The organism is Saccharopolyspora dendranthemae, from assembly GCF_007829955.1.
GTDB lineage: Bacteria > Actinomycetota > Actinomycetes > Mycobacteriales > Pseudonocardiaceae > Saccharopolyspora > Saccharopolyspora dendranthemae.
In genome coordinates this window covers 486511-508525 of the sequence record NZ_VIWX01000003.1, presented here as the reverse complement: position 1 = coordinate 508525, position 22015 = coordinate 486511, and the positions used below count along the sequence as shown (strand labels likewise).

Annotated in this window: 21 protein-coding genes; 8 read left to right on the top strand and 13 right to left on the bottom strand. The window is 71.0% G+C overall.

The window, feature by feature from the left end:
- Positions 1–4: 4 nt before the first annotated feature.
- The 3 genes from purL to purS are packed head-to-tail and all read right to left on the bottom strand — an operon-like array spanning position 5 to position 3224.
- The gene (gene purL / locus FHU35_RS17575; RefSeq protein WP_145740992.1) at positions 5–2314 is read right to left on the bottom strand and encodes a phosphoribosylformylglycinamidine synthase subunit PurL; all 2310 of its coding nucleotides are present in this window, start codon (positions 2312–2314) and stop codon (positions 5–7) included.
- Positions 2311–2988, bottom strand: coding sequence for a phosphoribosylformylglycinamidine synthase subunit PurQ (gene purQ / locus FHU35_RS17570; RefSeq protein WP_145740990.1), 678 nt, complete (start codon positions 2986–2988; stop codon positions 2311–2313). The genes purL and purQ overlap by 4 nt, the downstream gene beginning before the upstream one ends.
- Positions 2985–3224, bottom strand: coding sequence for a phosphoribosylformylglycinamidine synthase subunit PurS (gene purS, locus FHU35_RS17565; protein ID WP_145740988.1), 240 nt, complete (start codon positions 3222–3224; stop codon positions 2985–2987). Before purS ends, purQ begins: the two co-directional genes overlap by 4 nt.
- 233 nt (positions 3225–3457) lie before the next feature.
- Here purS and FHU35_RS17560 point away from each other — a divergent pair, with 233 nt between their 5' ends.
- Together FHU35_RS17560 and FHU35_RS17555 are read left to right on the top strand one after the other, a co-directional pair.
- A complete protein-coding gene (locus tag FHU35_RS17560; RefSeq protein ID WP_145740986.1) occupies positions 3458–3856 on the top strand; it encodes a hypothetical protein in 399 nt (132 codons plus the stop codon).
- Positions 3857–3960: 104 nt separating this feature from the next.
- On the top strand, positions 3961–4596 hold the full coding sequence (locus FHU35_RS17555; RefSeq protein WP_145740984.1) for an MBL fold metallo-hydrolase: 636 nt from the start codon (positions 3961–3963) through the stop codon (positions 4594–4596).
- Positions 4597–4705: 109 nt separating this feature from the next.
- Here FHU35_RS17555 and FHU35_RS17550 read toward each other — a convergent pair whose 3' ends face one another.
- Together FHU35_RS17550 and FHU35_RS17545 are read right to left on the bottom strand one after the other, a co-directional pair.
- A complete protein-coding gene (locus FHU35_RS17550; RefSeq protein WP_145740982.1) occupies positions 4706–5449 on the bottom strand; it encodes a DUF2334 domain-containing protein in 744 nt (247 codons plus the stop codon).
- Positions 5450–5686: 237 nt separating this feature from the next.
- Positions 5687–6577, bottom strand: coding sequence for a phosphoribosylaminoimidazolesuccinocarboxamide synthase (locus tag FHU35_RS17545; RefSeq protein ID WP_145740979.1), 891 nt, complete (start codon positions 6575–6577; stop codon positions 5687–5689).
- A 72-nt stretch (positions 6578–6649) separates the two neighbouring features.
- On the opposite strand from FHU35_RS17545, the gene FHU35_RS17540 reads away from it, so the two are divergent.
- Positions 6650–7312 (top strand): TenA family protein, encoded by a 663-nt coding sequence (locus FHU35_RS17540; protein ID WP_145740977.1) that lies wholly within the window; start codon positions 6650–6652, stop codon positions 7310–7312.
- A 98-nt stretch (positions 7313–7410) separates the two neighbouring features.
- Here FHU35_RS17540 and purB read toward each other — a convergent pair whose 3' ends face one another.
- On the bottom strand, positions 7411–8844 hold the full coding sequence (gene purB, locus FHU35_RS17535) for an adenylosuccinate lyase (RefSeq protein WP_145740975.1): 1434 nt from the start codon (positions 8842–8844) through the stop codon (positions 7411–7413).
- 136 nt (positions 8845–8980) lie between these two features.
- On the bottom strand, positions 8981–10207 hold the full coding sequence (locus tag FHU35_RS17530) for a threonine synthase (RefSeq protein WP_145740973.1): 1227 nt from the start codon (positions 10205–10207) through the stop codon (positions 8981–8983).
- Positions 10208–10310: 103 nt separating this feature from the next.
- On the opposite strand from FHU35_RS17530, the gene FHU35_RS17525 reads away from it, so the two are divergent.
- Together FHU35_RS17525 and FHU35_RS17520 are read left to right on the top strand one after the other, a co-directional pair.
- On the top strand, positions 10311–11867 hold the full coding sequence (locus FHU35_RS17525) for an ABC transporter transmembrane domain-containing protein (RefSeq protein ID WP_246110378.1): 1557 nt from the start codon (positions 10311–10313) through the stop codon (positions 11865–11867).
- The gene (locus FHU35_RS17520) at positions 11864–13606 is read left to right on the top strand and encodes an ABC transporter ATP-binding protein (protein ID WP_145740971.1); all 1743 of its coding nucleotides are present in this window, start codon (positions 11864–11866) and stop codon (positions 13604–13606) included. Before FHU35_RS17525 ends, FHU35_RS17520 begins: the two co-directional genes overlap by 4 nt.
- A 449-nt stretch (positions 13607–14055) precedes the next feature.
- Here FHU35_RS17520 and FHU35_RS17510 read toward each other — a convergent pair whose 3' ends face one another.
- From FHU35_RS17510 to FHU35_RS17500, 3 genes are all read right to left on the bottom strand, one after another.
- Positions 14056–14640 carry a TetR/AcrR family transcriptional regulator gene (locus FHU35_RS17510; protein ID WP_145740967.1) on the bottom strand — a complete coding sequence of 195 codons (585 nt, stop codon included), beginning with the start codon at positions 14638–14640 and terminating at the stop codon, positions 14056–14058.
- 89 nt (positions 14641–14729) lie between these two features.
- Positions 14730–15347, bottom strand: a complete 618-nt coding sequence (locus FHU35_RS17505; protein WP_246110377.1) for a hypothetical protein — start codon at positions 15345–15347, stop codon at positions 14730–14732.
- A 51-nt stretch (positions 15348–15398) separates the two neighbouring features.
- A complete protein-coding gene (locus tag FHU35_RS17500) occupies positions 15399–15914 on the bottom strand; it encodes a SigE family RNA polymerase sigma factor (protein WP_145740963.1) in 516 nt (171 codons plus the stop codon).
- A gap of 167 nt (positions 15915–16081) precedes the next feature.
- Here FHU35_RS17500 and FHU35_RS17495 point away from each other — a divergent pair, with 167 nt between their 5' ends.
- Positions 16082–17104 (top strand): threonine aldolase family protein, encoded by a 1023-nt coding sequence (locus tag FHU35_RS17495; protein ID WP_145740961.1) that lies wholly within the window; start codon positions 16082–16084, stop codon positions 17102–17104.
- Positions 17105–17129: 25 nt separating this feature from the next.
- Positions 17130–17723 carry an HAD family hydrolase gene (locus FHU35_RS17490; protein WP_186459499.1) on the top strand — a complete coding sequence of 198 codons (594 nt, stop codon included), beginning with the start codon at positions 17130–17132 and terminating at the stop codon, positions 17721–17723.
- Between the two features lie 90 nt (positions 17724–17813).
- On the opposite strand, the gene FHU35_RS29345 is transcribed toward FHU35_RS17490, so the two are convergent.
- The 3 genes from FHU35_RS29345 to purD form a co-directional block, all read right to left on the bottom strand.
- Complete coding sequence (locus tag FHU35_RS29345) at positions 17814–17978, bottom strand: hypothetical protein (RefSeq protein ID WP_186459477.1); 165 nt, start codon at positions 17976–17978, stop codon at positions 17814–17816.
- A gap of 116 nt (positions 17979–18094) precedes the next feature.
- Positions 18095–19258: a pyridoxal phosphate-dependent aminotransferase gene (locus tag FHU35_RS17485; protein WP_145740956.1), complete on the bottom strand. Its 1164-nt coding sequence runs from the start codon at positions 19256–19258 to the stop codon at positions 18095–18097.
- A 79-nt stretch (positions 19259–19337) separates the two neighbouring features.
- The gene (gene purD, locus FHU35_RS17480) at positions 19338–20600 is read right to left on the bottom strand and encodes a phosphoribosylamine--glycine ligase (protein ID WP_145740954.1); all 1263 of its coding nucleotides are present in this window, start codon (positions 20598–20600) and stop codon (positions 19338–19340) included.
- Between the two features lie 185 nt (positions 20601–20785).
- Between purD and FHU35_RS17475 the strand changes: the two genes are divergently transcribed.
- Positions 20786–21892, top strand: coding sequence for a glycerophosphodiester phosphodiesterase (locus FHU35_RS17475; protein WP_145740952.1), 1107 nt, complete (start codon positions 20786–20788; stop codon positions 21890–21892).
- Positions 21893–22015 lie beyond the last annotated feature (123 nt).

The following is a 22015-nucleotide window of genomic DNA, read 5'->3' as shown; positions in this document are numbered from 1 at the left end:
GACCTCAGCCGAAGAGCTTCGGCAGGGTCCCTTCCCACGCCTCGCGCAGCTCCGGCAGCGGGATCTCGGTGACGTCCTGGATGTCCAGGGAGTTCGAGCCCGCGTCGGCGACGCCGACCTTGGCCCACGGCAGGCCGCGGGCAGTGCACATGTCGGTGAAGCGCAGCTCCTCCGAGCGCGGGACCGCGACCAGGACGCGACCGGCGGATTCGGAGAACAGCTGGACGAACGGGTCCACGCCCTCCGGCAGCACCACGCGGGCACCGCACTCGCCGACCAGCGCCGTCTCGACCAGCGCCTGCGCCAGGCCGCCCTCGGAGAGGTCGTGCGCGGCGGAGATCATCCCGTCGCGCGAACCCGCCAGCAGGACGTCCGCCAGCAGCTTCTCGCGCGCGAGGTCGACCACCGGGGGCGTGCCGCCCAGGTGGTCGTGCGCCACGCGCGCCCACTCCGAGCCGCCGAACTCCTCGCGCGTGTCGCCGAGCAGGATCAGCGTCTCGCCTTCCTCACCGCCGATGCCGGTGGGGATGCGGCGGGTGACGTCGTCGATCGTGCCGAGCACGCCGACCACCGGGGTCGGCAGGATCGCCTGACGGCCGGTCTGGTTGTAGAAGCTGACGTTGCCGCCGGTGACCGGGATGCCCAGCTCGGCGCAGGCGTCGGCCAGACCGCGCACCGCCTGCTGGAACTGCCACATCACGCCCGGGTCCTCCGGCGAACCGAAGTTCAGGCAGTTGGTGACGGCCATCGGCGTGGCGCCGGTGGTGGCCACGTTGCGGTAGGCCTCGGCCAGCGCCAGCTGCGCGCCGGTGTACGGGTCGAGCCGGGTGTAGCGCGCGTTGCAGTCGGTGGCGACCGCGACGCCGCGACCGGTCTCCTCGTCGATGCGCAGCACGCCGCCGTCGGAGGGCTGGGCCAGCACGGTGTTGCCCCGCACGTAGCGGTCGTACTGGTCGGTGACCCACGCCCGCGAGCACAGGTTCGGCGAAGCGGCCATCGTCAGGACGGTCTGCCGCAACTCGTCCGGGGTCGACGGACGGGCCAGGGTGTTCGCGTTGTCCGCGGCGATGAGGTCCTGCTCGCCCGGGCGCTCGACGGGACGCTCGTAGACCGGCCCGTGGTGGGCGACGGTGCGCGGCGGCACGTCGACGACGAGCTCGCCGCCCCAGAGGATCTCCAGGTTCTCGCCGTCGGTGACCTCACCGATCACGTTGGCCTGCACGTCCCACTTCTGGCAGACCTTCATGAACTCGTCCACCTTGGACGGGTCCACGACGGCGCACATCCGCTCCTGGGACTCGCTGGAGAGGATCTCCGCGGCGTTCATGCCGGTCGCGCGCAGCGGGACCTGGTCCAGGTCCACGCGCATGCCGCCGTCACCGGCGGCCGCGAGCTCGGAGGTGGCGCAGGACAGCCCGGCTCCGCCGAGGTCCTGGATGCCCACGACCAGGCCCGAGTGGTACAGGTCCAGGCAGCACTCGATGAGCACCTTCTCCGCGAACGGGTCGCCGACCTGCACGCTCGGCAGCTTCTTGCGACCGCCGGAGCCCTCCTCGTCGTCGAAGGTCTCCGAGGCCAGCACGGACACGCCGCCGATGCCGTCGAGACCGGTGCGCGCACCGAAGAGGATGATCTGGTTGCCCGTGCCGGAGGCGTGCGCGAGGTGCAGGTCCTCGGTCTTCATCACGCCCACGCACATGGCGTTGACCAGCGGGTTCCCCGCGTAGGTCTCGTCGAAGACGACCTCGCCGCCGATGTTGGGCAGGCCCAGGCAGTTGCCGTAGCCGCCGACGCCGGCGACCACGCCGGGCAGGACGCGCTTGGTGTCCTCGGCCTCGGCCGGGCCGAAGCGCAGCGGGTCGGCGACCGCGACCGGGCGGGCGCCCATCGCCATGATGTCGCGGACGATGCCGCCGACACCCGTGGCCGCGCCCTGGTAGGGCTCGACGTAGGACGGGTGGTTGTGGCTCTCCAGCTTGAAGGTGACCGCCCAGCCGTCGCCGATGTCCACCACGCCGGCGTTCTCACCGATGCCGGCGAGCATCTTGGAGCGCATCTCGTCGGTGGTGGTCTCGCCGAAGTACTTCAGGTGGACCTTCGAGGACTTGTAGGAGCAGTGCTCGCTCCACATCACCGAGTACATCGCCAGCTCGGCCTCGGTGGGCCTGCGGCCGAGGATCTCGCGGATCCGCTGGTACTCGTCGTCCTTCAGGCCGAGCTCGCGGAACGGCTGCTCGGTGTCCGGGGAGTTCTTCGCCGTGTCGACCGTGTCAACGTGACCGGCCGCGCCGGCGGGTTCGATCGTGTCGGTCATGCTGCCACCAAGGAATCCAGAACGGACAGGAACATGCCGAGGCCGTCGTCGGTGGGCCCGGTCAGCGGGTCGATCGCGTGCTCGGGGTGCGGCATCATGCCCGCGACTCGCCCGCGCGCGTCGGTGATGCCCGCGATGTCGCGCCGGGAGCCGTTCGGGTTCTCCCCGGCGTAGCGGAACAGCACGCGGCCCTCGCCTTCGAGCTGGTCGAGGACGGCCTCGTCGGCCACGTAGTTGCCCTCGCCGTGCTTGATCGGGATGAGCAGCTCGGCGCCCGCGTCGAAGCGGGTGGTCCAGGCGCTGGAGTTGTTCTCGACCTTCAGCCACTGGTCCCGGCAGACGTAGTGCAGGCCCGCGTTGCGGGTCAGCACGCCGGGCAGCAGCCCGGACTCGCACAGGATCTGGAAGCCGTTGCACACGCCGAGGACGGGCATCCCCTTGCCCGCGGCGATGATGACCTCGGTCATCACCGGGGCGAACTTGGCGATCGCGCCGCAGCGCAGGTAGTCGCCGTAGGAGAAGCCACCGGGCACGACCACGGCGTCCACGCCCTTGAGGTCGTGGTCGGCGTGCCACAGGGCGACGGCCTCACCACCGGCGCGGCGCACCGCGCGGGCGGCGTCGACGTCGTCGAGGGTGCCGGGGAAGGTGATGACGCCGATCTTCGCGCTCATGATTCCACCCGGCGGACCACGAAGTCCTCGATGACGGGGTTGGCCAGCAACGTCTCGGCGATGTTGGCGAGCGTGGCGTCGTCGACGTCGTCGGCGACCTCCAGCTCGAACCGCTTTCCCTGGCGGACTTCGGTGATGCCGTCGAACCCGAGACGGGGCAGCGCGTTGGCCACCGCCTGTCCCTGCGGGTCGAGGATCTCCTGCTTCGGCATGACGTCGACAACGACTCGGGCCACGGGTGCTGCTCCCGGTTTCCGTGCAGATCCGCCGGTCCCGGCGGATGGCCAGCAGTACGTCCGCAGCGTAACTGAGCTGGGAGTTCGGCCCGCCGAGCAGGGGCCTGACGTGCGTCGCAGCTCACCTGTCCCTCGTGTCCTGCATCACATATGGGGTCGGTTGTCTGAACCTCTCCGAACCTGAGGCGTCTTCAGGACATCAAGAACATCGCTTGAACTGAGGGGATTTCACCATGCGCAAGCTCAAGACCGCCTTCGCCGGAGCCACGCTCGCCTGCCTCGCGCTGACCGCCGCGGCCCCCATCGCCACCGCCGCCGCCCAGCCGGCGCCCGTCTCCGCCACCCAGGGCGGCGGGCTGACCGTCGACGACACCGTGGTCCGGCCCGGCGAGCAGCTGACCATCCACCTCGACCACGGACCGGAGATGCTGAGCTGGATCTCCTCGGGCTCGTTCGTCCGCGACTCCGAGCACCCGATGGGCGCCGACGAGGGCGTCGCCCACGTGGTCCGCGACTCCGGCGGCAGCGCCGACGCGGTCGCCACCATCGGCGACGTCCCGCCCGGTCAGTACGTGGTGCACGCCCGCGTGGGCGGCGGCTCCGTTCCGGGCGTCACCATCACCGTCCGGTGAACTGAGGCGAGGACCGGCGGGATCGGGGGCCCGCCGGTCTTCGCGCGCCAGCCGGCAGTGGCAGAGTGGGACTCGGATTTCGCCTGCCGCTGAGGAGGATTCGCGTGCACATCACCCACTTCGGACATGCGTGCGTGCTGCTGGAGACCGGGTCCGCCCGGCTGCTGCTCGACCCGGGCGCGTTCTCGACCGACTTCGAGGACCTGCGCGACCTGGACGCAGTGCTGATCACCCACCAGCACGCGGACCACCTCGACCTCGACCGGCTGCCGGCACTGCTGGAGGCGAACCCCGGCGCCCGCCTGGTCGTCGACCCGGGCAGCGCCGCCGCCGTTTCCGAGAAGGGGCTGACCGCGACCACGGCCTCGCCCGGTGACGCTCTCGACCTGGGCGGATCCTCGATCGGCGTCGTCGGCGGGCAGCACGCGGTGATCCACCCGGACATCCCGAACATCGACAACATCGGCTACCTGGTCGATCACGGCGCCTTCTACCACCCGGGCGACGCCTTCCACGTTCCCGAGCAGCGGGTCGACGTGCTGGGCCTGCCGACCGGCGCGCCCTGGCTCAAGCTCTCCGAGGCCGTGGACTTCCTGCGCGCGGTCGCCCCGCGCGCAGCGGTCCCGATCCACGAAGCGGTCCTGGCGATGCCCGCGATGCACTACCGGCAGTTCGAGGCGCTGGCCCCCTCGGAGACCACGGTCGACGTGCTCCCCCAGGGCTCAGCCACGAAGGTGTGACCATTTCCCAGTTTTAGTCCAAACCGAGGACCTTCGATGCCCGAAATGTCCGCTCAGTTTGGACTAAAACTGGGAAATGCTGTGGCGGTCGCCGCTCGAGACCGGTGGTTCACCAGGCTTCGTGGGGAATCCGCGGCTTCGGGATCCGGGCCACCTCCGAGGTGGCCCTCGCGAACGAGGCGTAGGTGACCGGGTTCGCGCCGTGGTGCAGCGCCAGGTCCACCGCGTCCAGGATCGCGTGCCGCACGGCCGGCTTCACCAAGGTCTGCGCGTCCACCGCCAGGCGGACGGCGCGTCCCCGGCGGGCGGCACGCCCGGCACCCAGCACGAGCGCCCGGCACCACCACGGCTCGGCGACCTCGCCCGGGCCGAGCAGCCTGATGCGGGACCGCAGCACGCTGCCGGTGCCGAGGTCGCGCACTCCCATCGCATCCGCGCACACCGCGAAACCACGTCGCTGAGCGGCCAGGACCGTGCCCGGCGACGCCAACCAGCGCGGCGGGATGAACGTGTGCGTGCGCAGACCGGCCTGCTCCAGCACGGCCGAGGCGGCCACCAGCCGCAGCCCGGCCTCGTGCGCCGGGAGCCGCGCGGCCGGGGCCAGCCGCGAGCGCAGACCGGGCGAGACCCGGGCGAACCCGTGCAGGCTGACCGTGTCCCGGCGCATGAGCCGGTCGGCCACCCAGCCCAGCACCGGTGACCTGCGGTCGCGGGAGTCGAGATCGGTCGGTTTCGGGGAGATCAGCAGGGACAGCGGGACGCTCCGGCGGTCCAGCTCCGCGGCGAAATCCGCGCAGCTGTCCAGCGACCGGAGTTCCAGTCCCGACAACGACACCACGAGCGGCGTGCTCACAAACACCCATTCGGCCTGGCGCGGGTGACCGTTACCTGAAAGCCAGGTGTCGCCCCGGCGCAAATCCGGCGAACCTCCACCTCGCAACAATCAAACGCGCAGGCCAGGCCCACCTCCCGACACGCCGCCGAATCCCGCGACCGGGTGAAGCATTCGAATTTCGCGCGAAATTCGAGTCCCGAAGTTCGGGGTCGAATGTCGCGCGAAATTCGAGAAGACCAGGTCAGGAGGCCGGGATCAGGCGGCTGTGGGCCAGTCCGCGAAGGAGCGGCCGGTGATGCGCTCGTAGGCCTCGACGTAGCGGGCGCGGGTGGCCTCGACGATGTGGTCGGGCAGGGCGGGCGGCGGGGTGTCGGAGTGCCGGTCCCAGCCGGACTCCTCCGAGGTCAGCCAGTTGCGGACGAACTGCTTGTCGAAGGACGGCTGGACCTCGCCCGCCTCGTAGCCGTCGGCGGGCCAGTAGCGCGACGAGTCCGGGGTGAGCACCTCGTCGCCGAGCACCAGGTCACCGGCGGCGTTGCGGCCGAACTCGAACTTCGTGTCGGCGAGGATCACCCCGCACTCGCGCGCGTGCTCAGCGGCCCGGGCGTAGACCCGCAGCGTCAGGTCGCGCAGCTCGGCGGCGAGCTCGGCACCCTCCTGCGCGGCGACGGCCTCGAAGCTCACGTTCTCGTCGTGCTCACCGATCTCGGCCTTGGTGGCCGGCGTGAAGATCGGCTCCGGCAGCCGGGACGACTCGACGAGCCCGTCCGGCAGCGAGACGCCGCAGACCGAACCGGTGCGCTGGTAATCGATCAGCCCCGAGCCGGTCAGGTAACCGCGGGCGACGCACTCCACCGGCACCATCGTCAGCCGGTCCACCAGCAGCGCGCGGCCGCGCACCTCGGCGGGGATGCGCGGGTCGTCGTGCGCGACGAGGTGGTTCGGCAGCTCGTCCGCCAGCAGCTCGAACCAGAACACGCTCATCGCCGTGAGCACGGCGCCCTTGTCCGGGATCGGCGTGTCCAGCACGTGGTCGTAGGCCGAGATGCGGTCGGAGGCGACCAGCAGCAGGCGTTCGTCGTCCACGGCGTGCAGCTGGCGGACCTTGCCTGCCGCGATCTGGGGGTAATCCGCGAGTGCAACCACGCCGCGATTCTCTCCCACCGCAGGTGGACCGCTCGCACGTGGTGGGATGACGTCGAGCACGAGGAGGAGATCTTGACAGCGACGCCCCCGGAAACGACGTTCACCGACTGGCTGCGCGAGCGCAGCGAACCCGACTGGACCTCGGTCGTGGAGCACCCGTTCACCGACGCGCTCTTCGACGGGTCGATGCCCGACGAGTACATGAGCTCGTACCTGGTGCAGGACTACCAGTTCGTGGACGACTTCCTCGCCCTGCTCGGCGCCGCCGTGGCCAAGGCCGACCGGTACGACTCGCGGCTGGCGCTCGCGGGCAGCATCGGAGTCGTCACCAGCGAGGAGAACACCTACTTCCAGCGGTCCTTCGACGCGCTCGGCATCGTCGAGAGCGACCGGGTCGACCCGGAGCTCGACCCGGCGACCGAGGCGTTCCGCGACCTGATGCGCGACACCAAGGACAACGGCGGGTACGCCGAGATCCTCGCGGTGCTCACCGTCGCCGAGTGGACCTACCTGGAGTGGGCGCAGCGCGCCCCGGCGAAGCCGGAGAGCTTCGTGCACGCCGAGTGGATCGACCTGCACGCCAACCCGGACTTCGAGTCCTGGGTGACCTGGCTGCGCTCGGAGCTCGACCGCGTGGGCGCCGACCTCGACGAGCGCGAGCGCGCCCGCTGCCTGCGCCTGTTCCAGCAGGCGACGAAGTGCGAGGTCGACTTCTTCCACGCCCACTGGGACTGAAAGCTTTCGGTGGAGCTTTGCTCGTTGTGGGTGGGGGAAGTTCTCATGAAAACTTCCCCCACCCCGACAACGAGTTGACCGCACGCCTCAGACGGTCGTCAGAGGATGTCGGTCGGGGCGTAGGCGGCGGCCTGCGGGTACTGGGTGGCGACCTTCTCGACGGCCGCGACGACATCGCCGACCTGCGAGGACGCGGCTCCGGTGAAGGCGAGCCTGTCGGCCAGCAGGGCTTCCAGCTGCTCGCGGTCGAGCGGCAGCCGCTCGTCGGCGGCGAGGCGGTCGAGGAGGTCGTTGCGCTCAGCACCGCGCTCGCGCATGTCGAGCGCGACCGCGACGGCGTTCTCCTTGATCGCCTCGTGCGCGACCTCCCGGCCGACCCCCGCGCGGACCGCGCCCATCAGCACCTTCGTGGTGGCCAGGAAGGGCAGGTAGCGGTCGAGCTCGCGAGCGACGACGGCCGGGAACGCGCCGAACTCGTCGAGCACGGTCAGGAACGTCTCCAGCAGTCCGTCGAAGGCGAAGAACGCGTCCGGCAGCGCGACCCGGCGCACCACCGAGCAGGACACGTCGCCCTCGTTCCACTGGTCGCCGGCCAGCTCCGCGCTCATCGAGACGTACCCGCGCACGATCACGGCGAGCCCGTTGACGCGCTCGCAGGAGCGGGTGTTCATCTTGTGCGGCATGGCGCTGGACCCGACCTGGCCGGGCTTGAAGCCCTCGGTGACCAGCTCGTGCCCGGCCATCAGCCGGATCGTCTTCGCCACGCTGGAGGGCGCGGCCGCCAGCTGCGAGAGCAGGCTCAGCACCTCGAAGTCCAGCGACCGCGGGTAGACCTGGCCGACGCTGGTGAGCGTGCTGCCGAAGCCGAGGTGACCGGCGACGCGGCGCTCCAGCTCGGTGAGCTTGCCGGCATCGCCGCCGAGCAGGTCGAGCATGTCCTGCGCGGTGCCGACCGGGCCCTTGATGCCGCGCAGCGGGTAGCGGTCGAGCAGCTCTTCGAGGCGGTGGAAGGCCACCAGCAGCTCGTCGGCGGCGGTGGCGAAGCGCTTGCCCAGCGTCGTGGCCTGGGCGGCGACGTTGTGCGAGCGACCGGCCATGACCAGCTCGGCGTTCTGCCCCGCGAGCTTCGCCAGCCGGGCGAGCACCGCGACGGTGCGGTCGCGCACGTGCTCCAGGCTGCGGCGGACCTGCAGCTGTTCCACGTTCTCGGTCAGATCCCGCGACGTCATGCCCTTGTGGATCTGCTCGTGACCGGCGAGAGCGTTGAACTCCTCGATCCGGGCCTTCACGTCGTGCCTGGTCACGCGCTCGCGCGCGGCGATGGAGTCGAGGTCGACCTGCTCCAGCACCCGCTCGTAGTCGGCCACGGCCTGCTCGGGAACCTCGATGCCGAGGTCGGCCTGGGCGCGCAGCACGGCCAGCCAGAGGCGCCGCTCGAGAACGATCTTGTGCTGCGGAGACCACAGCTCGACCAGCTCCGGAGAGGCGTAACGACCGGCGAGAACATTCGGAATGCTGGGCTTGTCACTCACGCGCCCAGGATAAGTGACGGACGTTGTCCCCCGTCCCGCGTGCATGTCGTGTGGTGGGTGTGGGGAAGTTTTCATGAAAACTTCCCCACACCCACCACACGACGTCAGGACGTGCTCGCCTCGGAACCACTGATGGTCACAGACCCGATCCCCAGGCGGGGGAGTCCGCCGGGACCACTTCCGGTGAGGCGGGGACGAAATCCGGGTACTTCTGACCGGCACCGGTGTTGAACAGCACGACGCGGTTGGTCCCGGTGATCTCGCCGGAATCGCGGAGCCTGCGGAGCGCGGCCAGCGTCGCGGCCCCTTCCGGTGCCGGGTGGATGCCCTCCGACGAGGCGAGCTCCCGGGTGGCGTCGCGCATGTCGTCCTCGCTCACCGACACCGCCGTGCCGCCGGAGTCGCGGACCGCGTCGAGGATCAGGTAGTCGCCGACGGCGACCGGGACCCGCAGGCCGCTGGCGTCAGTGGCGGCGTCCTCCCACCGCGGCGCGTGCCGTTCTCCCTGGTCGTGGGCCCGGACGATCGGGGCGCAGCCTTCGGCCTGGACGACGACCATGCGCGGCCGCTGCTCGCCGATCCAGCCGAGCTCGGTCATCTCGGCGAACGCCTTCCACATGCCGACCAGCCCGGTTCCGCCGCCGGTCGGGTAGATCACCACGTCCGGCAGCTGCCAGCCGAGCTGCTCGGCCAGCTCGTAGCCGAGGGTCTTCTTGCCCTCGACCCGGTAGGGCTCCTTGAGGGTGGAGACGTCGAACCAGCCGCGCGCCTCCGAGGTGGTGCGCACCAGACGTCCCGCGTCGTCGATGAGCCCGTCGACGAGCCAGGTGTCGGCACCGGCGACGACGGCTTCGACCTGGTTGATGCGCGGGCAGTCCTCGGGCATCACGACTCCGGCGGCCAACCCGGCCCGGGCCGCGTAGGCGGCGAGCGCACCACCGGCGTTGCCCGCCGAAGGCGCCGCGACGACCTGCGCCCCGAGTTCCCGGGCGCGCGACACGGCCGCCGACATCCCGCGCGCCTTGAAGCTGCCGGTCGGGTTCTGGCCCTCGTCCTTGATCCGCACGTCGGCGATGCCCAGCCGCGCCGACAACCGGGGCGCGCTCAGCAGCGGCGTGAAGCCCTCGCCGAGGCTGATGACGTTCTCGGCGTCGCGGACCGGCAGCAGCTCCCGGTACCGCCACATCGACGGCTCCCGCGTCACCAGGTCCGACGGGCGCAGGGCGACCTTCGCCAGGTCGTAGCGCGGGTAGAGGACTTTCCCGCACTCCTCGCACAGCCGGTGCGGCGCGTCGGCGTCGAAGGTCCGTCCGCACGCGGTGCATTCGAGGTGGCTGAGGGTGCTGCCGGTGGGGTGCGCCATGATCGCATCCTGACCCGTCGCACCGGCCCGGTCCAGCCCCGCTCACCCGCTGGTACCGGCCGGGAAATTCGGTCGCCGTCCGAACCCGCCGTGGATAACGTCGGTGCTCGTGGCCCGAAACGGTTCGCTGCGGTTCCTCTTCGCCCTGCTCGCCCAGCGACCCGGGCTGGTGGTGCTGGCCGCCCTGTCCGGAGCGCTCTGGATGGCGCCGACCGCGGTGCTGCCGATGGTGGTCGGCCGCGCGATCGACGGCGGGATCCGGGCCGGTGACACCGCGGTCCTGCTGCGCTGGGTGCTGGCGGTGGTGGCGCTCGGCGTACTGCAGATGGTGGCCGCCGCCGCGCTGAACTGGGCGGCTCACACGCTGTGGATCCACGGCACGGCGAGCGCCCAGCGCATCGTGCTGCGGCAGGTGATCCGCCTCGGCGGCACGCTGACCCGCGAGGTCAAGGCGGGTGAGGTGGTCACGATGAGCGCCTCGGACGTGTTCAAGATCGGCGACCTCTTCGAAACCCTCGGCCGCGCCTTCGGTTCGCTGCTCGCCTTCGTCGCAGCCGTCGCGCTGCTGCTGTGGATCTCGCCGCCGCTGGCGCTGGTGGTTCTGATCGGTGTGCCGCTCGCGATGCTCGGCATCGGGCCGCTGCTGCGACCGCTGCACCGGCGCGAGGAGATCCAGCGCGACGAGCTGGGAAAGCTCGGTGCTCAAGCGGCCGACATCGTCTCCGGCCTGCGCATCCTGCGCGGCATCGGCGGCGAGCGGCGGTTCTTCTCGCGCTTCGCCGCGACCGGACGACAGGTCCGGGAAGCCGGCATCGCGACCGGCCGGATTGACGCCTGGCTCAGCGGCGCGGAGGTGCTGCTGCCCGGGCTGGTGACGGTCCTGGTGACCTGGCTGGGCGCCCGGATGGCCCTGGCCGGATCGATCACCGTCGGAGAACTGGTGACGTTCTACGGGGTTTCGGCGTTCCTGGTGATCCCGGTGCGCACCGCGACGGAGACCGCCTACGCGTTCGCCTCGGCGCGCATCGCCGCCGGGCGCGCCGCCGCCCTGCAGCAGGTCGAGGTCGATCCCGCGCCACCGGTGAACCCGCTCCCGCTCCCGGCGGGCCCGTTGGGTCTGGTCGGCGACGACGTCGAGGTTCCTGCCGGGGAGCTGGTGGTGATCGACGCCGGGCACCGCGGCGAAGCCGTCGCCGAGCGGCTGGCCGGGTCGTCGCTGGCCGGCGGGGTGCGGCTGCCCGACGTCGATCCGGACGAGCGGCACCGCCGCGTCGTGCTCGCGCACAACCAGGACCTCCTGTTCGCCGGAAGCGCGCGGGAGGCCATCGACCTGGGCACCGAGGTCGACTTCGCGACCGTCGTGCGCGCCGCCGACGCCGAGGACGTGCTCGCCGCGCTGCCGCCGGACGGGTTGCTCGACGAGCGCGCCCGGCTGCTCTCCGGTGGTCAACGGCAGCGGCTGCTGCTGGCCCGCGCGCTGAGCACCGACGCCGACGTGCTGGTCCTCGACGACCCGACCTCGGCGGTCGACGCGCACACCGAGGAGCGGATCACCGAGCGGGTGCGCGCGCTGCGGGCCGGGCGGACCACGGTCGTGCTCAGCCAGAGCCCGCTGTGGGAGGCCGTGGCCGACCGGCACGTCCAGGTGGAGGAACCGTGAAGCTGCCGCTCGCCGACGCCGCCGCGCTGCGCGGCTGGCTGCGCGAGGTCCTGCGCACCTGCCGGGGCCGGTTCCTGTCCACCACCGCCCTCTACGTGCTGGCCACCGCGGTCGGGCTGATCGGCCCCCAGCTGCTCGGCGTGCTGGTCGAATCCGTGCAGGCCGGGACTTCGGTCGACCGGGTCGACCTGCTGGCCGGGTTCTTCCTGCTCGTCCTGATCACCCAGGCGCTGCTGGCCCGCGCCGCGCGGCTGCGCGCGATGCTGCTCGGCGAGGAGCTGCTGCTCAAGGCGCGCGAGGAGATGGTCGAGCACGCGCTGGCCCTGCCGCTGGGCACGGTGGAGTCGGCGGGCACCGGCGACCTGCTCAGCAGGGCCACCACGGACATCGACCGGCTCGACCACACGGTCCGCAACGCTCTGCCGGAGATCTCGGCCGCGCTGATCTCGATCGGGCTCACCGCGGGCGCGATGCTGCTGGCCTCACCGCTGCTGGCCTGCGGAATGCTCGTGGCGGTGCCGTTGCTGGTGCTCAGCACCCGCTGGTACTACCCGCGTTCGCTGCCGGTGGTGCAGCGACTCATGGAGCGCTGGTCGGACGTGCAGGCGGGCACGCACGAGTCGGTCGAAGGCGCGCGCACCATCGCCGCGCTGCGGCTGGGCGGCCGGCGAACCGCGCGCAACGAGCACCTCCTGGGCCGCGCGGTCGACGCCGAGCAGCGGCACCGCTCGCTGCTGACGGTGTGGTTGCCGTGCCTCGAGCTGTCCTACGTGCTGCCGGTGGCCGCGATCCTGCTCATCGCGGGCTGGGCGCACGGCTCCGGTGCGGCTCAGCTGGGCACGATCGTCGCGGTCGTGCTCTACGCCCAGTCGTTGTCGGCGCCCTTGGACGAGCTGTTCATGTGGCTCGAAGAGCTGCAGGTGGGCGGTACCGCGCTGCAGCGGGTCCTGGGCGTCTCGCAGGTTCCGCTCGACGAGCCGCGCCACCCCGCCGCGCCTGCCGACTCGCGCGATCTCGTGGTCCGCGACCTGCGGTTCGCCTACCGGCCCGAGCGGGAGGTGCTGCACGGCATCGACCTGGTCGTGCCCGAGGGACAGCGCCTGGCGATCGTCGGCCCGTCCGGCGCGGGCAAGTCCACGCTGGGCCGGCTGATCGCCGGGACCGGACGTCCCAGCTCGGGATCGGTGTCCGTCGGCGGCGTCGAGGTCTCGGCGATGCCGACCGAGTCGCTGCGCCGCGAGGTGGTGCTGCTGACCCAGGAGCAGCACGTCTTCGCGTGCTCGCTGCGCGACAACCTCGGGCTCCTGGACCGGGAGACCGGTGACGAGGAACTGCTCGACGCGCTCAAGTCGGTCGGTCTGCTGGACTGGGTGCGCGGGCTCGACGAGGGCCTGGACACGATCTTGGGCGCAGGTGGAGTCGCGGTCCCCGCGGCCCGCGCGCAGCAGCTGGCGCTGGCCCGCGTCCTGCTCGTCGACCCGCACACCGTCGTGCTGGACGAGGCGACGTCACTGCTCGACAACACGACCTCCCGCGACCTGGAAGGCGCGTTGGCGACGTTGCTGGCCGGACGCACGGTGATCGCCATCGCGCACCGCCTGCACACGGCGCGCGCGGCCGAGCGGATCGCGGTGATGTCCGAGGGCCGAATCGTGGAGCTGGGCGCGCACGACGAGTTGATGGCTTCCGGCGGTTCTTACGCACGCCTGTACCGGGCGGCTCACCTCGATCACGGGTGAATCGTCAATCGCTTGTTCGGCGAAATCCCCATTTCCGCTCGATCAGGTGTGGGATTCTGGACTAATACAACGGCGCGAACTTATCGTTGGCCGACGCATTCGCGGCTGTGCACAGGAACGGGAGCGGATGAACATCACCAGGTTCGCCGAGGATCGGCAGGACGTGTTCTGGATCGTGGGCACAGGTCAGGTGGAACGCCACGCGACGACCATGCGACCAGGGGCGGTATATGCCGGGCAATGCGTAGCGGCGCTCTGCGACGTTCAGATCAAGATTCCGCAGTCAACCCCTCTGGGACGCGATCCGCTGACGAAGAAAGTCTCAAGAAAGTGCCCAGCGTGCGAGGGAATCGCCGAGGAAAACAATTACGCGGAAACCAATTGGGACTTTTAATGTGAAAGAACGCTCTCGGTTCGCCAGATGACCGTCATGCGTTCTTGCACGCGAATCAGGAAAGCCACTTCCGCAAGGTTCGACGGGCAGCCGCGCGCGGATCGGGGTCGGACTCGATCAACGCGTTGACCACCGCTCCGTCGACCAGCGCGACCAGATCGGTCAGCTGCTCCGAGTCGAGGTCCATGCCGCTGCGGGAGAAGATCTCCGCGAGGAGCTTCTGCAGCTCGACCGCCATCTCCCGCATCAGCGGGGCCAGGTACGGGCGGCGAGGCGAACCGACCAGCCGCTCGTAGCGCAGCAGCACCGGCTCGACACCGCCGTGCCGGGAGTCGACGCCGAGCAGCAGGTCCAGCAGCAGCTCGATCACCGCTTCGGTGCTGCGCGGCTGCTCGGACAGGTCGGCGAGGCGGGCGCGCCCGGCGGTGAGCTCCTCCCTGGCGTTGTGCTCCACCGCCGCGCTGATCAGGTCTTCCAGCGAGGAGAAGTAGTAGGTGGTCGACGCCAGCGGAAGTCCTGCGCGTTCGGCCACGGCGCGGTGCCGCACCGCGTCGAAACCGCCCTCGACGAGCAGCTGCGCCGCAGCCGTCACCAACGCCTGCCGCCGCCGCTCGCCCTTGGGTGTGCTGGCCGCTGTCATGACCCGCGATCCTATGCCGTGTCCGGAAGATCCCGTTGATCGCCGCTGCGGACCGGATCCCGCGGCGCGATCGACCAGGGCTTCACCGGTCAGAACCGGGTGGCGAGGTCTCCCGCGACGTTGGCCACGCGAGAGACGAACGGAGCGCCGGGCGAACCGCTCTCCGGCTCGCTGAGCACCACCACGAGCTTGCCGCTGCGCGCCTTGCGCACCGACTGCTGGGCGCCGTCGGGACGCTGCACGTCACCCGGTGTCGACTGGCCCGCCTGGGCCGCGCCCGCCGGGCTGATCACCACGGTCACCCGGCCCGCCGTCGCGCCGTCGCGCAGCGAGAAGGCCGCTGCCTTGGCGCCGGTCGGGCAGCTGCGCACCGAGGTCGGCGTGGAGCTGCCGGCCTCCGGGAGCGCGCTCGCGACCGCCGCGACCACCGCCGCATCGGGCTGGCAGCCCGTCGAGCGCGGTGTGCCACCGGTGGACTCGATCCGCGGGCCCGGTGCCGCCGTCAGCGGCACCGCCGGTGGCGGGCTCGCCACCGTGTCGCTCGACGGCGAGAACCAGCCGGCTCCCACGCCGATACCGCCGACCAGCACCGCCGCCGCGACGACGGTCCCCCCGGCCGTCGCCGTCATCCGGCGCCGGGCCGTGATCCTCCGCGACGCCGTCGAGACGTCACCTTCGTCGAACGACGCCGGCGGAACGGCTCGCACCGAGTCACGGAAAAGCTCTTCGAGCTTGCGCTCGTCCAACCCGCACCCCCTTCACGCGGACCTCAGATCCCCGAGCTCGTCGCCCAGCGCCTCTCGCAACGTCGCCAGCCCCCGGGCGCACTGGCTCTTCACGGTTCCTTCGCTGCACCGCATCACCGCAGCGACTCCCGACACGTCCAGCCCTTCCAGGAAGCGGAGGACCAGCACGGCGCGCTGCTTCGGCGGCACCTTGCGCAACCCCGCGATGAGCGTCTGCCTGGTGGACACCGAGTCATCCACGTCCGGGTCGTCGACCGGACTGTCCGGCAGGGTCTCGGCGGCCCTCTCCCGTCGCCAGGGCCGCCTCGACTCGTCGATCACCGCTCGGGTCAGGGTCCGGCGCACGTAGGCGTCCAGGGCGCCCTTGTCCCGTACCTTCCGCCAGTGGCGGTGCAGGTTGATGAACGCGGTCTGGGCGAGATCGTCCGCGCGGTGCCAATCACCGCACATCATGTACGCCATCCGACGCACCGCCTCCCGCCGAGCCACGAAGTACTCCGCGAACTCCTGCTCTTCGCGCTGGTCCACGCGGAACTCTCCGCTCGTTCGTTGCCTGCACTGCTATGACGGGATCGCGTGCCCGAACCGTTGCACGCTGTTTCGAGCCGATCCACCTGTGATTGATACCGCAGCGGCGAGATCACGTTCCACCGGGCCATTGCCTCAACCCCGTGCAGGTGTGATGTGATCTGTTCGTGACCACTCCGGCGCCCATCGACCTCCGCTCCGACACGGTGACCCGCCCCGACGAGCAGATGCTCGCCGCGATGGCCGCCGCCGAAGTCGGCGATGACGTGCTCGACCACGATCCCACCATGCGCGCGCTCGAGGAGCGGGTGGCCCAGTTGCTGGGCACCGCGTCCGCGCTGTGGGTGCCGAGCGGCACGATGGGCAACCTGATCGCGCTGATGCTGCACCTCCAGCGCGGCGACCGGTTCCTCGCACCGCGCGGGGCGCACGTGCTCAACCACGAGCTCGGATCGGCGGCATGGCTGGCCGGCGGCATGCCGGACCCGCTGGAGTGGGACGCAGGGCCGGGCAGGCCCAGCGCCGAGTCGGTGCGCTCGCAGGCCCACCTGAGCCTGGCCTACGACTCCCTGCACACCACCCTGCTGTGCCTGGAGAACACGCACAACGGCGCAGGTGGTGCGGTGGTTCCGCCGCACGAGCACGCGCGGTTGGCGGCAGCGGCGAAGGAACTCGGGCTCAAGGTCCACCTCGACGGCGCGCGCCTGTGGAACGCCTCGGTCGCGCTCGGCGTGCCGCCCGCGGCGCTGACCGTCGGCGTGGACAGCGTCCAGGTGTGCCTGAGCAAGGCGCTCGGCGCACCGGTCGGATCGATCCTCGCGGGAGAGGCGGAGTTCATCAAGGCCGGGCGGCGGATCCGCAAGATGCTCGGCGGCGGCGTCCGCCAGGGCGGCGTGCTGGCCGCGGCCGGCCTGGTCGCGCTGGACCGCGTCGACGCGCTCGGGGACGATCACGACAACGCCCGGGTGCTCGCCGACGGCCTCACCGAGCGGGGCTGGCAGGTGACGGCTCCGCAGACGAACATGCTGCTGGCGGCGGTTCCGGACGTGCAGCTGACGTTGCAGCGGCTGCGTTCGGTGGGTGTCCTGGCGGTTCCCATGAACGGTCAGGTCCGGTTCGTCACGCACCGGGACGTGAGCAAGTCGGACGTGGAAGAAGCGTTGCGCCGGATCGGCCAGGCCGGGATCTAGCGCACCGGGAGCGGAGGTCGCAGTGCTGCGTTGGATCGTCTTCGACTACGGCGAGGTCATCAGCCGCCGCATCAGGGCGCTGCCCGAGATGGCCGCCCTGCTGGAGACCGACGCGGCGGAGTTCGAGAAGGCCTACTGGGCCGACCGGCGCGACTACGACGCGGGGGCCTCCGACACCGAGTACTGGCGGGCCGTGGCCGGACGGCTCGGCCGCGAGGTCGACGACTCGCTGGTCCAGCGCCTCACCAGCGTCGACGTCGACGGCTGGATGTCCACCGAACCGGATTCGCTGGCTCTGCTGGAAGACCTGCACCGGCGCGGCGTCCCGCTGGCGCTGTTGTCCAACGCGTCCACGACGTTCGCCCGCGCGGGCGAGAGCAAGCCGTGGGCGCGCTTCTTCCAGCACCTGCTGTTCTCCGGCGACCTGCGCGTCACCAAACCGGACCCGGAGATCTGGCGGATCCTGCTCGACACCCTCGGCGCGAAGCCCTCGGAGTGCCTGTTCTTCGACGACCGCGCGGAGAACATCGAGGGCGCGCGCGAAGCGGGCCTGCACGCCGAGCTCTGGAGCTCAGCATCCCGCGCCCGAACCGTCATCCAAGAACAGCTCGCCGCCTGACCACCGAAGGCCCTTCCTCCTCGTGTGGGGGAAGTCGTCATGTGGGTGGGTGGGGAAGTTTTCATGAAAACTTCCCCACCCACCCACCGCCTAGGACTTGATCTCCTTTTTGTCCTTGGCCCAGCCGAGAGCAGCTGTGGCGACGAACAGGAGCCCGCCGATCACGGCCAACCAGAACAGGCCCTTGATCAGCACTCCGGCGACGGAGACCACAAGCCACAGGACCAGCAGACCGCCGATCACCTTCCACAACATCGCGACCACCTCTTCACCGCGGAGCGTCCCGCACGTCCAGCGTGCCAGAAGGAACGCGCAGATCAGCGGGCCGAAGGCCCGGTTCCGGGAAACATCAGGGTGCCCCTGAGCCCCACCTACAGCCAGGCCCTCAGCCGCTGGACCGCCTCGGTGATGTCGCCGGGGTCGCCGGCGAAGGAGAGGCGGAGGTAGTGGTGGCCCCGGCTCGGGTCGAAGTCGACGCCGGGGACGAGCGCGACTCCGGTGTCGTCGAGGAGGCGGCGGCAGAACGACGCCGCGTCGTCGGTGCGATCGCTGATGTCCACCCAGGCGTAGAACGCGCCGTCGGCCGGGGCGACGTCGGTGATGCCCGCGTCCGCCAGGCCGTCGAGCAGCAACGTCCGGTTCTGCCGGTAGCGCTCGACGTGCCCCTCGACCTCGTCGTAGGCCTCCGGGGAGAACGCCGCGACCGCCGCCTGCTGCGAGAGCGCAGGTGGGCAGAGCGTGAAGTTGCCGGTCAGCGAGTCGACGGCGCGCAGCAGGCGCGGCGGCACCAGCATCCAGCCGAGCCGCCAGCCGGTCATCGACCAGAACTTGGAGAAGCTGTTGACCACGATCGCCTCGGCGGAGAACTCCCGCGCGGTGTGCAGCGGCTCGCCGTAGCTGAGCCCGTGGTAGATCTCGTCGCTGATCAGCTGGACCCCGTTGTCCTCGCACCAGCCGGCGAGCCTCGCGAGCTCGTCGCGGGACAGCACGGTGCCGGTGGGGTTCGCCGGGCTGGCGACGATGAGCCCGCGCACGGGTTCGTCGAGCGCCTCCAGCATCTCGACGGTCGGCTGGAACCGGGTGGAGGCGTCGCAGGGCAGCTCCACGACCTCGCAGCCCAGCGCGGACAGGATGTTGCGGTAGGCGGGGTAGCCGGGGCTGGCCAGGGCCACCCGGTCACCGGCGTCGAACGCGCTGAGGAACGCCAGCAGGAACGCACCCGAGGCACCCGTGGTGACCACGACCTCGTCCACCGGCACCGAGTGGCCGTGGGCCTTCTCGTAGTGGCCTGCGATGCCTTCCCGCAGCTCCAGGATCCCCAGCTGCTCCGTGTAACCGAGGGCGTTGCCCTCCAACGCTCTCGCGGCGGCTTCCCGCACGGCCTTCGGAGCGGGTGTGGAGGGCTGTCCCGCGGCCAGCGACACGACGTCACCGAGTTCCCGCTGCCGCTGCGCAGCGGCGGACAGGACCTCCATGACCTGGAACGGAGCAACATCGGCTCGCGTCGCGACGGCGAGCGCAGCATTCGGCACCATGCGGTGCAGCGTGCCAGACCGGCCGTCTCGCCTCCATCGTCGGCCGAGGCGTCAGCGCTCGGTCACGAAGGCGGCGCGGTCAGGACTTCGGGACGCTGATCTCGCCGTCGACCGCGCGGCGGGCGATGTCGGTGCGCCAGTGCGCGCCGGGCAGGTGCACCCGGTCGACGCGCTGGTAGACCTCGTCGCGGGCCGCGCCCAGGTCGGAGCCGGTCGCCACCACCGACAGGACGCGTCCGCCCGCGGACATCACGGCACCGTCCTCGCGGCGGCGCGTGCCGGAGTGCAGCACGCCTTGCAGGTCGGAGCCCTGGATGACGTCGTCGACGCGCGGTCGGCCGGGGTAGCCCTCGGCGGCCAGCACGACGGTCACCGCCGAGCCCTCCTCCCACTCCAGCGCGGGCTGGTCGGCGAGCTGCTCGCGCGCCACGGCGTCGAACAGCCGGGCCAGCGGCGTGTGCAGCAGGGCGAGAACGGCCTGGGTCTCGGGGTCGCCGAACCGGCAGTTGAACTCGATGACCTGCGGGCCGTTCGAGGTCAGCGCCAGTCCCGCGTAGAGCAGTCCGGAGAACGGCGTGCCGCGCCGATCGAGCTCGTCGACGGTGGGCTGCACGACCGCGCGGACCACCTCGTCGACCAGGCCGTCCGGGGCCCACGGCAGCGGGGCGTAGGCACCCATGCCGCCGGTGTTCGGGCCCGCGTCCTCGTCGCCGACCCGCTTGAAGTCCTGCGCGGGCAGCAGAGGAACGACGGTGGTGCCGTCGACCAAGCAGAACAGCGAGGCTTCCGGACCGTCCAGGAAGGACTCCAGCAGCACCGGGTGGCCGCCATCGAGCAGCTTCATCGCATGCGCGCGGGCCGCGTCGAAGTCGCCGGTCACCAGCACGCCCTTGCCCGCGGCGAGGCCGTCGTCCTTGACCACCCAGGTCGGGCCGAAACCGGCCAGCGCGGCGTCGAGCTTGGCGGGGTTGTCCACGATCTCGCTGCGTGCGGTCGGCACGCCCGCGGTGACCATGACGTCCTTCGCGAAGGCCTTGGAGCCCTCGATCCGAGCTGCCGCCTTGGACGGGCCGAAGCACGGGATTCCCGCCGCGCGCACGGCGTCGGAGGCACCCGCGACCAGCGGTGTTTCCGGACCGAAGACGACCAGGTCGGCCTGCCAGCGGGTGGCCAGCCCGGCCACCTCGTCGGGCTTGGCGACGTCGACGCCGTAGGACTCGGCGAGCGCAGCGGTACCGGCGTTGCCGGGCGCGCAGGCGAGTGCCGTCACGGACGGATCATGGGACAGCGCCAACACGATCGCGTGCTCTCGACCGCCGCCACCGATCACGAGGATTCGCACAAAACGCAGCGTAGAGCGTGCGGTGGGCCACGCGATCGCTGCCCCCGGCAACTGGTTCCGCCACATGGCGCATCCCAGGTCGCGCGGCGTTCACCCGGCGGTCGGCCGCGCGACGCACCCGCGTGCCCCGGACGTCGGTTGCGGGGAGTTGGGTGAACCCGCCACAGTCACAGCAGGGAGATGACATGACGATTCGGGGACGGTTGATCGCTTTGTCCGTTGCGGGCACCGCCGCGCTCGGGGTGATCACCTCGGCCGGGCCGGATTCCGCGGCCGCCGCACCGGCCCCGGACACCGAGCGGGTCGAGGTGTTCGGTCACCGCGGCGCTTCCGGCTACCGCCCGGAGCACACGCTCGCCTCCTACGAGCTGGCCGCGCGGATGGGCGCCGACTACATCGAGCCGGACCTGGTTCCCACGAAGGACGGCGCGCTGGTCGCTCGGCACGAGAACGAGATCGGCGGCACCACCGACGTCGCCGAGCACCCGGAGTTCGCCTCTCGCAAGGCCACCAAGGTCATCGACGGCACCGAGATGACCGGCTGGTTCACCGAGGACTTCACGCTCGCCGAGCTCAAGACGCTGCGCGCGAAGGAGCGCATCCCGGACGTCCGCCAGCACAACACGGTCTACGACGGCCTCTTCGAGGTGCCGACGTTCCAGGAGGTCCTGGACCTGCGGGAGCGGCTGTCGAAGGAGCTCGGCCGCGAGATCGGCGTCGCGCCGGAGACCAAGCACCCCAGCTACTTCCGCAAGATCGGCCACCCGCTGGAGCCCGGCGTGGTCGAGGCGCTGGACGCCGACGGCCTCAACGAGCGGGGCGCGAAGGTCGTCGTGCAGTCCTTCGAGGTCGGCAACCTCAAGGAGCTGCGCGAGCAGCTGCGGGTGGAGCTGGTGCAGCTGATCAGCAACAGCGGAGCGCCGCAGGACTTCATCGAGGCCGGCGATCCGCGCACCTACGCCGACCTGGTCACGCCGGAGGGCTTGAAGGAGATCGCGACCTACGCGGACGTGATCGGCCCCGACAACCAGGTGATCCTGCCGGTCGACGAGAGCGACCACCTCACCGGACCGACGGCGGTCGTCGCCGACGCCCACGCGGCGGGCTTGAAGGTCGTCCCCTACACGGTTCGCGCGGAGAACACCTTCCTGCCCGCCGACTTCCGGTCCTCGCAGGACCCGGCGCAGTGGGGCGACGTCCTCGGCTACTTCCACGCGCTGTACGACCAGGGCGTGGACGGCGTCTTCAGCGACATGCCGGACCTCGCCATCACCGCCCGCGACCAGCGCTGATCCGCTCTCCCCGCACCGGACCTCAAGGGAGACCCGGGTTCTGGTGGGCGCGTCGGGGAGACCCTTCGTTCCCGGTGATGGCGCCGCTGCGCACCTAAGGTGTCCACCGTGGACGGAGGTGCG